The organism is Microbacterium sp. Root553, assembly GCF_001426995.1.
Taxonomy (GTDB): Bacteria; Actinomycetota; Actinomycetes; order Actinomycetales; family Microbacteriaceae; genus Microbacterium.
The window spans coordinates 1,190,699-1,203,905 of sequence record NZ_LMFY01000001.1; the positions used below are offsets into that span (position 1 = coordinate 1,190,699).

Consider the following 13,207-nt stretch of genomic DNA (forward strand, 5'->3'; position numbering starts at 1 on the left):
GGTGCGGTCAGCGGTGGCACGGGGAGCCCGGAGGGAGGAGGTTGGCAGCGTGGATCGCGTGTGGTTCCATGAGGGGATGACCAGCATCCGGGGGGACAGGTCGAGAGGCACGCGTCTGCTTCTCGTCATCGCGACGACCATGCTGCTCGCAGGATGCGCGACGGCGACCACCGGGCTGTCGACGGCATCGCCGACGGCATCCGCATCCTCGACCGCATCCCCGAGCCCCACTCCCACTGCGGCGTGCCCGCAGGTCGAGGGCGTCGAGCTGCCCCCGGACTGCGCGCCGTACGATCCCGACAACGCGATGGCGCAGAACGACCGCTACCGCGATCGCGTGGATCTGTCGGAGGCGAGCCGAGCGGCGGCCGAGCGGCCGGCGACCGACATCCGCACGGCGCTCGAGGCCCTGCGCACCTCGGGAGACCTGTCGGTCGACGCCGTGGAGGACGCGATCTCGGATGCCGGGCTGAGCGACATCCAGATCATCGGCGACGAGCGCGCCGTCGCGTTCGGTGTCGCCGCACCGGAGGGCGGATGCATCTTCGGAGAGGTGTCGGCGGATGTCCTCTCCGTCGAGGTCGGCGGCATCATCATGGACGGCGGCTGCCTGCCGGCGGTCGGGCACTGACCGGCGCCCACTCCGTCGGGAGCGCTCCTGTGGGAGCACTCCTCTGGGAGGAAAACTCGGTCTCAGGAGGACCCGATCCCGCGGATTCTCCTCCCGACAGGCGGATCTCCTCCCACGGCGTCACCGACCTGCAGCACCGACCGGCGTCACCGACCGGCGTCGCCGACCTGCAGCACCGACCTGCAGCACCGAGATCACGCGTCGGTGCGGAATCCCGACGCCTTGTGCGTGCCGTCGCAGAACGGCTTGATCGTCGACAGACCGCACCGGCACAGTGCGACGGTGCGACGGCTGACGGGGATCGGCTCGCCGTCGGACGTCTCGAGCACCGCCGCCCCTCTGACCAGCAGCGGCCCGTCGGGGTACGCGGTGATCGTGACGGCCTCCTCGCGCTCGCTCATCGCGACGACCGGTCCCGCAGCGAGGATTCGCCGCGCGTCCAGGACTCGAGCATGTGCCCGGCCGCCCACCCGTCGACGGTCAGGCAGGCCGCAGCGCCGAACATGATGTCCTCGAGCAGCTCGGGGTGGTCCTCGGCCAGAGCGCCTGCGAGGTCGCGCGCCGCGATCTGCTCGTGCACGGCATCCGCTTCGACATGCTCGTCGAAGTACTCGGTCACGTCCTCGGCGAAACCGAGCCGGCGCAGACCGTCGCCGTACATGCGGTTGGGGATCGACGAGGTGATCTCGAACGCGGCGAGGTGTCCGACGATCGCGCCGACGAGCCGGCGATTGACGCCGAACATCGACATCGTGTTGAGCGACGCGAGCGTGATCGCCGGGACGTCGTCGACGTATCCGCCGTAGGTGTCGTCGAGGCCGGCGCCCCGCATCGCGCGCGCGAAGATCGTCGCATGCACGCGGTCCGGCCGTCCTCCGCCGTACTCGTCCGACTGGATCTCGACGAGCGCGGCCTTCGCCCGACCGTGCAGTCGCGGGATCGCCCAGGAGTGCGGATCGGCTTCCCGCAGCGTGTAGATCGAACGCTGCATGAAGAACTCGCGCATCTGCTCCTCGGTCGCCTTCTTCGCGACGTAGCGCGACAGGCTCGGCCCGGTGTCGGCGTCGGCGAGGGCGAAGAGCGCGCGGCCGACGGCGTCGACGGTCGGCTCGGGCAGTTCGGGAGCTGGCACCGTGGCCCGCAGCGCCCGCTCGAACGCGTGCTCGAGGATCGCTCGGGTGGCGATCAGCGCCGGATCCCACTCCAGAGCAGGATCGAGCTCGGGCAGCGAGCCGTACGACGACGCGTAGAGCACGAAGAGGGCGAGCTGGATGTCGTCATCGCGCATGATGTCGGCGCTCGCGGCGAGGGCGAGCTCTGCCCGCGCGCCGAGATCGTCGACATCGTCTCCGGTCAGTCGGCGGATGACGGCGTCGCTCAACGGGCCGCGAGCGGTGCAACCGTGGAGCGCGGACGGAACGAGGGTCGGTGCAGACATGATCGCAGTCTCACCCTCGCTCGATCGACCGAGAAGGGACTTGACGGCGCGCATCGGATGCGGAAGGGCGGATGCCTCGGCATCCGCCCCGCCCGTCCCACCTATCAGGCTGCGTCAGGCGTGCACGGGGTAGTGGCTGCTGATCGCGATGCGGTTCCAGCTGTTGATCACGACGACGAGCCAGGTCACGGCCGCGATCTGCTTATCGGTCAGCACGCCGTCGATCTCGACTCCGCGGTCGACGAGGCGTCCGGGGTCGCCGATCATCGTGACGTTCTCGGCGATCTGCAGGGCCGCCTGCTCCTCGGCGGAGAAATACTGCGACTCCCACCATCCCGCGAGCACGGCGAGGCGGTCGGCCGTCTCCCCGGCCTTGACGGCGTCGGCGCAGTGCATCCTGAGGCAGAACGCGCAGCCGTTGAGCTGCGAGGCGCGAACCTTGACCAGCTCGACGAGCAGCGGCGAGAGCCCGGCATCCGCCCCCGCCTCTGCGGCCTTCGCGGCGAACTCGAGCATCGCCTGGTACGGGGCTGCGTAGATCTTGCCGATGTTCACGTGCGACACGTCGTCTCCTTCACTGGGGAGGCGCCCGATGCGCCTCACCGGTACTGACGACGCAGCATCCGGATCTGTGACGTCCGCCCTGCCGCCTAGGCTGGAACCATGAACAAGAACTCGCTGTGGACCGTCATCGGAGTCGTCCTCGCCGTGGTGATCGCCTGGTGGATCGTCAGCGCGCTGTTCTCGATCCTGTGGTTCATCGCGAAGCTCGCGATCGTGCTCGTCGTCGCGGGCGTGGTGTTCCTCGTCCTGCGGGGACTCTTCAGCTCGAAGGCCGAGTGACCGCTCGCACGACCAGTTGATCAGGCGACCGGAGTCTTCACCCCCACCCGGTAGCGCGCGGCGCGATGCGTGTCCTGCACCCGGTCGCCCTTGCCCTGCAGCTTGTGACGCAGCGTGCCCGGCGTGTACTCGTTCGGGTAGACGCCGCGCTCGCGCAGCACCGGGATGACGTGCTCGATCACGTCCTGCCAGGTGCCGGGAGTGACCGCGTACGCGAGGTTGAAGCCGTCGATGTCGGTCTCCTCGACCCACGACTGCAGTTCGTCGGCGATCTCGACGCCCGAGCCCACGACGGTCGGGCCGAGGCCGCCGATCGCGTTGTGGCGGCCGAAGTCGCCGACGGTCCACTCGCGTCCGAGGTCGGCTTCCTCCTTGAGGTGCTGCAGCACCGATCGGATGGCGTTCGACTCGACGTTCCCCACCGGCTCGTCCTCGGCGTACTGCGACAGGTCGACGCCCATCCAGCCCGACATGAACGTCAGTGCGCCTTCGGGGCTCGCGTACGAGAGGTACTCGGCGTGCTTCGCCGCGGCATCCGCGCTCGTCGCCCCGGTGATCACCGTGAGCAGCGTGTAGATCTTCGCGTCGTAGCGGTCGCGACCGGCATCCTCGAGCGCGTCGCGGATGCGCTTCACGGTGCCCGCGAGCACCTCCTTCGAGGGCGCGGCCACGAAGATCGCCTCGGCGTTCTCCGACGCGAACTTCACCCCGCGGGGACTGGCACCGGCCTGGTAGATCACCGGGGTGCGCTGCGGCGACGGCTCGGAGATGTGGATGCCGGGCACGCTGAAGTGCTTTCCCTCGTGGCCGATCGGATGCACCTTCGCCGGGTCGGTGAAGATGCCGCGTTCGCGGTCCTCGACCACGGCGTCGTCTTCCCACGACCCTTCCCACAGCTTGTAGAGCACCTCGACGTACTCGTCGGCGTGGTCGTAGCGGTCGTCGTGGGCGAGCTGGTCGGTCTGGCCCATGTTGCGCGCGGCGCTGGGCAGGTACCCGGTGACGACGTTCCAGCCGACGCGGCCGTTCGTCAGGTGATCGAGCGTGCTCAGGCGACGCGCGAACGGATAGGGATGCTCGAACGCGGTGCCCGCGGTGACGCCGAATCCGAGATGCTCGGTGACCGCAGCCATGGCGCTCACGAGCAGGATCGGATCGTTCACGGGCACCTGGGCGCCGTTGCGGATCGCCGCCTCGTTCGTGCCGCCGTAGACGTCGTAGGTGCCCAGGACGTCGGCGATGAAGATGCCGTCGAAGGTCGCGCTCTCGAGCAGCTTCGCCAGATCCGTCCAGTACGAGAGGGTGTTGTACTGGCGGGAGCGGTCGTCGGGATGCCGCCACAGGCCGGACGACTGGTGGGCGACGCAGTTCATGTCGAAGGCGTTGAAGCGGATCTGACGGGTCATGGCGTCTAGCAAACCCGCCGATCGGCCGCGCGGCCAGTCTCGCGACACGCGCCGACACATTCGCGGGGAGCCCCCCGGCGGATCCTTCGATGCGAATCGGGGCCTGGTCAGTCCCGGTCGGGGTCGATCGTCTTCACCGTCGAGGTGATCGGTCGGGGGTCGGGCATGATCGTCTCGACCTGAGGTTTCGCGTTCGCCTGCGCGCGGCACCAGACGACGAAGCCGACCGCGGTGAAGACGCCGTAGAACACGTACATGAACCCGGTCGCGTAGAACCCCGAGCTGAACAGCAGCGGCACGCCGACCACGTCGACGGCGATCCAGATGAGCCAGAACTCCGTCCAGCCTTTGGCCATGCCGTATGTGGCGAGCAGGGATCCGACGAACGTCCAGGCGTCGGCCCAGACGGGCTCCCACGACCCGAGCGCGCGGAAGAGCGGGGTGAGGGCGATCGTGCCGATCACCATGACCAGCACGAGGCCGATCCGGGCGCTGTTCGGCGCCCACCTCGGCGTGACGCGACCGCCGTCCGATGCGGCCTGGCGCCAGCGCACCCATCCGTAGATCGCCACGATGATGAACATGACCTGGCGTCCTGCCTGACCGAGCAGGTGCGGGAGTTCGTGGTCGGGGTTGAGGATCGACCCGAGGAACACCGTGAGCAGCAGCAGGTTGCCGACGATGCCCACCGGCCACGCCCAGATCTTGCGCTGCATGCCGCCAAGGGCGCTCGCGAGACCGAAGGCGTTGCCCACCACCTCGCGGATCAGCAGCACCTGGCCGCCGGGCAGCACCCACTGCGAGTTGAACGCATCGGCGAGCCAGAGCAGGGCGTTCACGTGAGCTGGTCCGGGAAGGGGCGCTCGTCGAGCACGAGCTGCAGCAGGGTGAGATCGAGCCAGCGGTCGAACTTGGCGCCGACCTGCGGCATCCGTCCGACCTGCAGGAAATCGAGGCGCTTGTGCATGACGATCGAGCCGGTATTGCCGCTCTCGACCGCCGCGACCATCACGTGCACGCCGAGCCTGCGCGCACGATCGATCAGCTCGATCATCAGCGCCTTGCCGATGCCCCGCCCGCGCTCGCCGTCGCGCACATAGACGGAGTGCTCGACCGTGTGCCGGAAGCCGTGGTGCGGACGGAAGTCGCCGAACGTCGCGTACCCCAGCACTCCGGTGTCGTCGACCGCGACGAGCACCGGATATCCCCGCGCGGTGCGCTCGGCCATCCACGCCGTGCGGTCGGCGAGGTCGACGGCGTCATCGTTCCAGATGGCCGTCGTGCGCAGCACCGCATCGTTGTAGATGGCCAGGATCGCCTCGAGGTCGGCGGTCTCGGCATCCCGGATCTGGTGGTCGCTCATCGGGTCTCCTGCATCTGCGCGGGGGTGCGCACGGGACGACGCTAGCAGGAGGCCGGTGGACAGGATCGGCGTGCACCGTCTGCAGGGCCGACGCACGCCTGCACGACCGAGGCTCGTCGACCATCCTGCATCCGTGCATCGATCCTGCAGACGTGCCGTCCGTGCACGAGCCCGGCGGGTCAGGGGGAGGGCCGCCAGTGGGTGAGCTTGGCGGGGTTGAGGACGATCCACAGCTGGGTGATCACGCCGTGTTCGACGTGGAGGTTCATGACCGAGTGCACGGCGCCCTCGTTGCGGAACACCAGTCCGATCCCGTCGCCGAACCGCTGTTCCTCCACCGTCAGACGTGGGCTCTTTGCTGCGATCCCGAGCAGGAAGCGGGCGACGTGGTCGGCTCCGCTCACGACGTTGCGCGCGGCGCTGACGACACCGCCGCCGTCGCTGCGGAGTTCGACATCGGGAGCGAGGAACCGCAGAAGCGCGCCGATCTCACCGGTTCGCGTGGCGTCCTGGAAGGCGCGGACGACGCGATCGTGCTCATCGCGAGGAACCGCGACCGCTCGGCTCTCGCGCACGTGGCGACGAGCGGATGCCGCCAGCTGCCGCACGGCTGCGGAGGATCTGCCGACCGCCGCGGCGATCTCGTCGAACGGCACGGCGAAGACGTCGTGCATCACGAACGCCACGCGTTCGGCGGGTGTCATCGCCTCGAGCACCACGAGCAGTGCGGTCGAGACGTCGTCGTCGAGGGTGATGCGGTCGAGGGGATCCGCGGGCGAGGCCGTGCGCGCTCCGATCGCCCCGGCGAACACATCGGCCGGAACGGGCTCGGGCAGCCACGGCCCGACGTACTGCTCGCGTCGACGACGTGCGGACCCGAGGAGGTCGAGCGCGACGCGGCCGGCGACGGTCGTCAGCCAGCCCGCCGGGTTCGCGATGCCCTCGCGCTCGACATCGGTGAGCCGGTACCAGCGCAGGTACGTCTCCTGCACGATGTCCTCGGCATCCGCCAGTGTGCCTGTCATCCGGTATCCGAGGGCGAGCAGACGGCGGCGTTCACGGAAGACGTCGTCGAGGTCGTCGTCCATGGGTGTCTCCTCCGGTGTGGCATCCGCCGTGTTCTCGTCCTGGGTCGCGCTCGTGGGTCGTGTTCGCGGGTGTTCTTTTCGCGTGCTTCCTGTCGCGCGTGCTTTCGCAGGATATGACGACGTGGCGTGCGCACGTGTGAGGCCTCACATTCTCGACGGCCGTCTCGTCATCACAGCGGGAGGGTGCGCGGCGGGTGCACGCACCGCGCGCAGGCGTGTTCCCGGAGCGGAGAGGAGAGGATGCCGATGAGAATCGCCGTCGCAGGAGGAACGGGTGTCGTGGGTCGGCATGCCGTCGCGCGGGCGCGGGCCGCGGGGCATGATGTCGTCGTGCTGTCGCGCGTGGGCGGTGTCGACGTGGGCGGTGTCGACGTGGGCGGTGTCGACGTGATCACGGGCGCCGGTCTCGTCGAGGCGCTGCAGGGCGCGGATGCCGTGATCGACGTCACGAACACGACCACGCTCTCGGCGGCGAAGGCCATCGCCTTCTTCGAGACGGCGACCCGCACCCTGCTCGCCGCGGAAGAGGCTGCGGGCGTCGGGCATCACGTCGCGCTGTCGATCGTGGGGATCGATGGGATCGACTCCTCCTACTATGCGGGCAAGCTCGCGCAGGAGCGCGCGGTGGCGACGGGGCCGGTGCCGTTCACGATCGCGAGAGCGGCGCAGTTCCACGAGTTCGCCGGGCAGGTGCTCTCGGGGATGCGCGGGCCCGTGGCACTCCTGCCGACGCTGCTCATGCGGCCGGTGGCCGCCCGGGAGGTCGGTGCGCATCTGGTGCGGCTCGCGGAGGGTGCGGCGACCGGTCGGGCGAGCGACCTGGTCGGTCCGCGCGACGAGATCCTGCTCGACGTCGCCCGGCGGCAGCTCGCGTACGACGGTCGGCGCCGGCGCGTGGTGGGGGTGCGCCTGCCCGGCGCATACGGCGCGGGGCTCGCGTCGGGGGCGCTGCGCGGCGGCGCCGATGCCCGGCAGGGGCGCATCACGTTCGACGAGTGGCTGCGCAGTGAGGACCACGTGCGCGGCGGGTGAGGCCGCAGTGCGCTGTGGTGGGACGCGTGTGCGCCCGGTGTGGAGGCGGTGTTGCACAGTGTGCGGAGGCCGCGATTGCGCGGCGAGTGAAGCCGCATCGCATGCCGGCATTCCGACCACAGCTTAGAACATATGTTCTAAACTGAGATCATGACCACGACCCGTCTGACGCCGCTTCTCGAGGCCATCGAGCGCCTCGGCGATGCGTGGGCCGATGCGGAGAGGAGCGCCGATCTCTCGCGGGCCGAACTGCTCGACGCGCATCGTGCGGTCGGCGAGGTGCAACGCTGTCTCGACGGGATCCACGCAGAACTCGCGGCGACGATCGCGCACGAATCGCGGCCGGAACTCGGCCCCGAGGGGTTGGCCAAGGAGCAGGGATTCCGTAACGCCGGAGCACTGATCGCGACCACGACGGGCGGTTCGCCGGGAGACGCGAAGCGCCTCATCACGGTCGGTCAGGCCGCTGCACCGCGCAGCAACCTGCTGGGCGAGGTGCTGCCCGCGAAGTACCCCGCGCTGGCGGCAGCGCTCGCCGCGGGTGAGATCTCCGTGGCCGCCGCCGCGGTCATCGTCGCACTGCTCGAACGGCTTCATCTCCGTGTGGGGTCGGCGCGGGTCGACGAGGCCGAGGGGCTGCTCGTCGCTCGCGCCGCGGGGATGACGCTCGACGACGTGCGCACGCTCGTCGCCCGCACCGAAGCCTGGCTCGACCCCGACGGGGTGGCTCCCAAAGAACAGCAGTCGCGTGATCGTCGCTCTCTCACCATGTTCGAGCGCGACGGCTCCTTCCACCTGAACCTGCAGACCGACATCGCGTCGAGCGCGCCCATCAGGGCAGCGATCCAGGCCTACGTGTCCGCGACGTTCCAGGCGCGGATCACGGCACCCGAGCCCGGTGCGGCCGACGCCGATCACCGCACCGTGGTGATGATCCAGGCCGACGCCGTCACCGCCCTGTGCGAGCATGCGATCGCCTGTGACAACGGCGGGATGCCGGCGACCGGCGCGACAGTGGTGGTGCGTGTGAACCTCGACGACCTCACCTCGGGGCGGGGAGCCGCGACGATCGACGGCAGCGACCAGCCCGTGAGCATCAGCACCTGCCGACGGATGGCAGCGGGTGGCGGGATCATCCCGGTGGTGCTCGGCTCTGCCGGAGAGATCCTCGACTGGGGCCGCGAGAAGCGACTGTTCACGCGGGCGCAACGTCTCGCCCTCGTCGAGAGAGACGGCGGATGCGCGATGTGCGGCCTCCCGCCCCAGATGACCAAAGCACACCACATCAGGTGGTGGCAGCGCGACACCGGTCCGACCGATCTGAACAACGGCGTACTGCTGTGCGAGTCGTGTCATCACCGCATCCACGACAACGGATGGGACATCAGCGTCGACGGTGTCGGCGTCGCCGCGCGGGTCTGGCTCATTCCTCCGCCGCACGTCGATCCGGCGCGGACTCCTCGCCTCGGAGGACGGGCTCGTTATGACATCGCCGCGTGACGATACCCGTGAGCGCGGGCGGGCATTCGTCTGTCCCCCAATCGGCCTACAGACGAGGTGCCGACAACCCGCTACGTTTCCCACGAGGCGCACGGGCATCTCGATCGACGGAGAAGAGAAACTATGACGACGCATGCGCAGTGCGGGGCCCTGTGGCTCGCGCCACGGGTGCGGATCGCGCTCACTCTGCCGATCGGGGGGCTGCTCATCACAGGATGCACGCCGTTGATGTCTCCTCCGTCGCCGACTCCATCGCCCGTTCCGGCGGAAGGGGCTGGGCCGTCCTCGGCCGCTCCTTCCGAGTCGATCCTCACTCCCGAGTCATGGGAGCTCGTGCCAGGCGAGACCGTTCTTCAGGCTCGAAGCGGATCCGAGCCGAGCGGAATCGACATTCCTATGGACGGAGCGGGCAAGACGTACGTCATGTACGCGATGTGCTCCTCAACGGAGGGGCTTTCTGTCGAGGCGATCGGAGTGCGCAACGGCGAGGAGTACGTCGTCTCCGAATGGGACGTCACCTGCGACGAGGTCCCCAGCAGGAGAACGAATTACACGGACGAGGCATCCGCGACGCATCTGCTCCGTCTCTCGACCGAGGGGACGGGGGCATGGGGATTCGTCCTCGCTGACGCCGCGTGAGGAGGGCGCATCACGGCCTCCAGACGCGTAGACGGATCCGTTGACGGACGCGACGAGCGATGCGCCGAGGGACGCGTTAGGCGTGCACGTCGACGGGGGATTCCCCGCCCTCGTGGAAGTTCGGCTTCTTGCCGAAGAGCTTCGCGATGCCCAGCACGATGGCCACGATGATCAGGCCCGCGACCAGTCCGGCGATGGCAGAGAACAGGGTGTCGCCGATCCAGACGATCACACCGCCCGCGGGCTCGAGGAGGTGCTCGATGCCATGCAGGATGTCGGCTCCGAAGTGCACGCCGACCTCGCCGAGATTGACGAGCAGCAGGTGGCCCCCGACCCACAGCATCGCGACGGTGCCGAGGATGCTGATGAAGCGGAAGACTCCCGGCATCGAGCGCACGATCCTGGTGCCCGTGTGGCGCACGCGCTGTACAGGGCTCTTCGCCATCTTCAGGCCGATGTCGTCGATCTTCACCAGGAGCGCGACCGCGCCGTACACCACACCGGTCATGATCAGGGCGATCACGGCGAGGATCGCGAGGGTGGTCCAGATATCGAGACCGGCCTCGAGATTCGCGAGCGAGATCAGCATGATCTCCGTCGAGAGGATCAGATCCGTGCGCACGGCGCCGAGCACCAGCTTCCGCTCGTCGCGCGCGCTCTCGTCAGCGTGCCCGTGCTGCACGCCGAACCACTCCAGCACCTTCTCGGCCCCCTCGAAGCACAGATAGGCTCCGCCGAGGATCAGCAGATAGGGCAGCACCCACGGCGCGAAGGCGGTCAGCAGCAGCGCCACCGGGATGATGATCAGGAACTTGTTGGCGAGAGATCCCACAGCGATCTTCGCGACCACCGGCAGCTCACGCGCAGGCGTGATGCCCTGCACGTACTGGGGTGTCACGGCGGCATCGTCGATCACGACGCCCGCGGCCTTGGCGGATGCCTTCATCGCCGCGCTCAGAATGTCATCGACGACCGCGAGCAGTCCAACCGACATGTGTGTCTCCCCTGTGGTGTGTGTAGCGGAGCAACTCTACCGACTGCGACGAAACTCACAGCCCGCTCACAGTCCTGCGGGACCAAAACCGGGCATCCGCCGGTTGTGCTCTATGACGCCGCAGCCAGCCGCGTCGGAAAAGGAGACGCATCATGTCGAATGACTACGGCAGGACTCCGGAGGCCGTCAGCGACCTCACCCACCTGCAGTACGAGGTGACGCAGGAGGATGCCACCGAACCGCCCTTCCGCAACGCCTACTGGAACACCCACGACGACGGCATCTACGTCGACGTGGTGTCGGGCCAGCCCCTGTTCTCGTCGACCGACAAGTTCGACAGCGGCACCGGCTGGCCGAGCTTCACCCGCCCGATCGACGAGGACGCGGTCACCACGCGCACCGACCGGAAGCTGTGGATGAAGCGCACCGAAGCCCGCTCCACCGGAGCCGACAGCCATCTCGGACACGTGTTCGACGACGGACCCCGTGCCGCCGGTGGCCTCCGCTACTGCATGAACTCCGCCGCCCTGCGCTTCATCCCTGCTGACAGCCTGGATGATGAGGGGTACGGTCGCTACCGTCACCTCTTCGCCGGCGCCGAAGCCGACACCCCCACCGCCATCCCCACCTCTGAGGAGCAGTCATGACAGACACCGGAACCATCACCCGCACCCCAGGCACCGAGACCGCCGTGCTCGCAGGCGGCTGCTTCTGGGGCATGGAAGACCTCATCCGTCGCCAGCCCGGAGTGCTCGACACCCGGGTCGGTTACACCGGCGGGTCGAACGACCACGCGACCTACCGCAACCACCCCGGCCACGCCGAGGCCGTGGAGATCGTGTTCGACCCGACGAAGACGACGTACCGCGACATCCTCGCGTTCTTCTTCCAGATCCATGACCCGTCGACGCTCGATCGGCAGGGCAACGACCGAGGGTCCAGCTACCGCTCGGCGATCTTCCCGCTCTCTCCCGAACAGGAGACCGTCGCCCGTGACACCATCGCCGACGTCGACGCGTCGGGCCTGTGGCCGGGCAAGGCCGTCACCGCGATCGAGCCCGCCGGACCCTTCTGGCAGGCCGAGGAAGAGCACCAGGACTACCTGATCAAGTACCCGAACGGGTACACCTGCCACTTCCCGCGCGCCGGATGGGTGCTGCCGAAGCGGGAGCAGAGCGCCGCGGTCTGATCGCCGCACCGAGAGCCCTTCGTCGGGCCCGTGTGACTCCGCTCCCTGAGCGAGCGCAGCGAGACGAAGGGCTCTCGTCGTGCCCGTGTGACTCCGTCCCCTGAGCGAGCGCAGCGAGACGAAGGGCTCTCGTCGTGCCACCCGTGTGACTCCGCTCCCTGAGCGAGCACACCGAGACGAAGGGCTCTCGTCGTGCCCGTGTGACTCTGGTCCCTGAGCGAGCGCAGCGAGACGAAGGGCCGCGTCAGCTCCCGGACAGGAAGGCCAGGGCCGCCTCCTTGAAGGAACGGGATCCCGGAGCGTTGAAATGATTGCGGTCGGGGATCTCGAAGAACCGACCCTGCGGGGCGGCGGAGGCGAGGGCCCGGGAGCCCTCGAGGATGGCATCCTTCGATCCGGTCGCGAACAGGATCGGACTCGCCGGAGCGTTCGACGGATCCGGGTCGATCGTCCGTGACGAGCGCATCCCCTCGGCCAGGGCGACCAGCGCGGCGAGGTCGTTGCCGGGCACGCGTTCGGTCAGCGTGATGTAGTTCTGCGTCGTCGGGTCCGACACCGGGGTGCCGTCCGCCAGATACGCGCGCACCTGATCGAGATCCAGCCGGGCGAGCGGGATGCCGTCCGGCACCCCGCCGAGCACCGCACGGCCGATGCGCTGGGGCAGGTCGCGGACGACCTCCCAGCCGACGCGCGCACCCAGCGAGTACCCGAGGTAGAACGCGTCATCGACGAGATAGGCGTCCATGACCGTCTCGACATCCGTCGCGAGGGTGCGGATCCCGTAGGCATCGGCCTGATGCGGCTTTTCGCTGAGCCCGTGGCCGCGCTGGTCGAGCGCCAGAACGCGATAGCCGGCCTTGGTGAGCTCCCGCACCCACCCCGTGAGCACCCACGTGTCGCGGGCGCTGGAGGCGAAGCCGTGCACGATCACCACCACGGGTGCGTCGAGGTCGCCCCACGTGTACGTCGCGAGGCGCGTGCCGTCAGCCGCGTACACCTGCTGGGGCTCAGGCATGTTGTTCAGGTCGGAGAGAGGGACTGCCACGGCATCCATTCTGGCCCTTCCGAAAAGAGACCATGGCCG

The 13,207-nt window shown here is 68.7% G+C and carries 16 protein-coding genes; 7 read left to right on the plus strand and 9 right to left on the minus strand.

Annotated elements, in window-relative coordinates; translation table 11 throughout:
* Positions 1-76 precede the first annotated feature (76 nt).
* Complete coding sequence (locus tag ASD43_RS05465) at positions 77-631, plus strand: hypothetical protein (RefSeq protein ID WP_157550832.1); 555 nt, start codon at positions 77-79, stop codon at positions 629-631.
* 194 nt (positions 632-825) lie between these two features.
* Here the strand turns inward: ASD43_RS05465 and ASD43_RS05470 are convergent, their stop codons facing one another.
* The 3 genes from ASD43_RS05470 to ASD43_RS05480 all read right to left on the minus strand — a co-directional run bounded on the left by ASD43_RS05470 (position 826) and on the right by ASD43_RS05480 (position 2,633).
* Positions 826-1,032 carry a CDGSH iron-sulfur domain-containing protein gene (locus ASD43_RS05470; protein WP_056414589.1) on the minus strand — a complete coding sequence of 69 codons (207 nt, stop codon included), beginning with the start codon at positions 1,030-1,032 and terminating at the stop codon, positions 826-828.
* Positions 1,029-2,069: an iron-containing redox enzyme family protein gene (locus tag ASD43_RS05475; protein ID WP_157550835.1), complete on the minus strand. Its 1,041-nt coding sequence runs from the start codon at positions 2,067-2,069 to the stop codon at positions 1,029-1,031. The genes ASD43_RS05470 and ASD43_RS05475 overlap by 4 nt, the downstream gene beginning before the upstream one ends.
* 114 nt (positions 2,070-2,183) lie before the next feature.
* A complete protein-coding gene (locus ASD43_RS05480; RefSeq protein WP_056414593.1) occupies positions 2,184-2,633 on the minus strand; it encodes a carboxymuconolactone decarboxylase family protein in 450 nt (149 codons plus the stop codon).
* Positions 2,634-2,732: 99 nt separating this feature from the next.
* On the opposite strand from ASD43_RS05480, the gene ASD43_RS05485 reads away from it, so the two are divergent.
* Entirely contained in the window at positions 2,733-2,912 is a 180-nt protein-coding gene (locus ASD43_RS05485; RefSeq protein WP_045252830.1) for a hypothetical protein, read from the plus strand.
* A 20-nt stretch (positions 2,913-2,932) separates the two neighbouring features.
* Here the strand turns inward: ASD43_RS05485 and ASD43_RS05490 are convergent, their stop codons facing one another.
* The 4 genes from ASD43_RS05490 to sigJ form a co-directional block, all read right to left on the minus strand.
* Positions 2,933-4,318: an LLM class flavin-dependent oxidoreductase gene (locus ASD43_RS05490; RefSeq protein WP_056414596.1), complete on the minus strand. Its 1,386-nt coding sequence runs from the start codon at positions 4,316-4,318 to the stop codon at positions 2,933-2,935.
* 107 nt (positions 4,319-4,425) lie between these two features.
* Positions 4,426-5,157 carry a nicotinamide riboside transporter PnuC gene (gene pnuC / locus ASD43_RS05495; RefSeq protein ID WP_200946569.1) on the minus strand — a complete coding sequence of 244 codons (732 nt, stop codon included), beginning with the start codon at positions 5,155-5,157 and terminating at the stop codon, positions 4,426-4,428.
* Positions 5,154-5,681: a GNAT family N-acetyltransferase gene (locus tag ASD43_RS05500; RefSeq protein ID WP_056414599.1), complete on the minus strand. Its 528-nt coding sequence runs from the start codon at positions 5,679-5,681 to the stop codon at positions 5,154-5,156. Before ASD43_RS05500 ends, pnuC begins: the two co-directional genes overlap by 4 nt.
* A 179-nt stretch (positions 5,682-5,860) precedes the next feature.
* A complete protein-coding gene (gene sigJ, locus ASD43_RS05505) occupies positions 5,861-6,769 on the minus strand; it encodes an RNA polymerase sigma factor SigJ (protein WP_056414602.1) in 909 nt (302 codons plus the stop codon).
* A 246-nt stretch (positions 6,770-7,015) separates the two neighbouring features.
* On the opposite strand from sigJ, the gene ASD43_RS05510 reads away from it, so the two are divergent.
* The 3 genes from ASD43_RS05510 (at position 7,016) to ASD43_RS05520 (ending at position 9,940) form a co-directional block, all read left to right on the plus strand.
* Complete coding sequence (locus ASD43_RS05510; protein WP_056414605.1) at positions 7,016-7,801, plus strand: SDR family oxidoreductase; 786 nt, start codon at positions 7,016-7,018, stop codon at positions 7,799-7,801.
* A 150-nt stretch (positions 7,802-7,951) separates the two neighbouring features.
* Positions 7,952-9,301 carry an HNH endonuclease signature motif containing protein gene (locus ASD43_RS05515; RefSeq protein WP_056414608.1) on the plus strand — a complete coding sequence of 450 codons (1,350 nt, stop codon included), beginning with the start codon at positions 7,952-7,954 and terminating at the stop codon, positions 9,299-9,301.
* A 396-nt stretch (positions 9,302-9,697) separates the two neighbouring features.
* Entirely contained in the window at positions 9,698-9,940 is a 243-nt protein-coding gene (locus tag ASD43_RS05520) for a hypothetical protein (protein WP_056414611.1), read from the plus strand.
* Positions 9,941-10,016: 76 nt separating this feature from the next.
* Here the strand turns inward: ASD43_RS05520 and ASD43_RS05525 are convergent, their stop codons facing one another.
* Positions 10,017-10,934 (minus strand): DUF808 domain-containing protein, encoded by a 918-nt coding sequence (locus ASD43_RS05525; RefSeq protein WP_056414613.1) that lies wholly within the window; start codon positions 10,932-10,934, stop codon positions 10,017-10,019.
* A gap of 152 nt (positions 10,935-11,086) precedes the next feature.
* Here ASD43_RS05525 and msrB point away from each other — a divergent pair, with 152 nt between their 5' ends.
* Together msrB and msrA are read left to right on the plus strand one after the other, a co-directional pair.
* Positions 11,087-11,581 (plus strand): peptide-methionine (R)-S-oxide reductase MsrB, encoded by a 495-nt coding sequence (gene msrB / locus ASD43_RS05530; RefSeq protein WP_056414617.1) that lies wholly within the window; start codon positions 11,087-11,089, stop codon positions 11,579-11,581.
* Positions 11,578-12,123, plus strand: a complete 546-nt coding sequence (msrA, locus tag ASD43_RS05535) for a peptide-methionine (S)-S-oxide reductase MsrA (protein WP_045252821.1) — start codon at positions 11,578-11,580, stop codon at positions 12,121-12,123. The genes msrB and msrA overlap by 4 nt, the downstream gene beginning before the upstream one ends.
* A gap of 244 nt (positions 12,124-12,367) precedes the next feature.
* On the opposite strand, the gene ASD43_RS05540 is transcribed toward msrA, so the two are convergent.
* Positions 12,368-13,177, minus strand: a complete 810-nt coding sequence (locus tag ASD43_RS05540; protein ID WP_056414620.1) for an alpha/beta fold hydrolase — start codon at positions 13,175-13,177, stop codon at positions 12,368-12,370.
* Between the last annotated feature and the right edge of the window lie 30 nt (positions 13,178-13,207).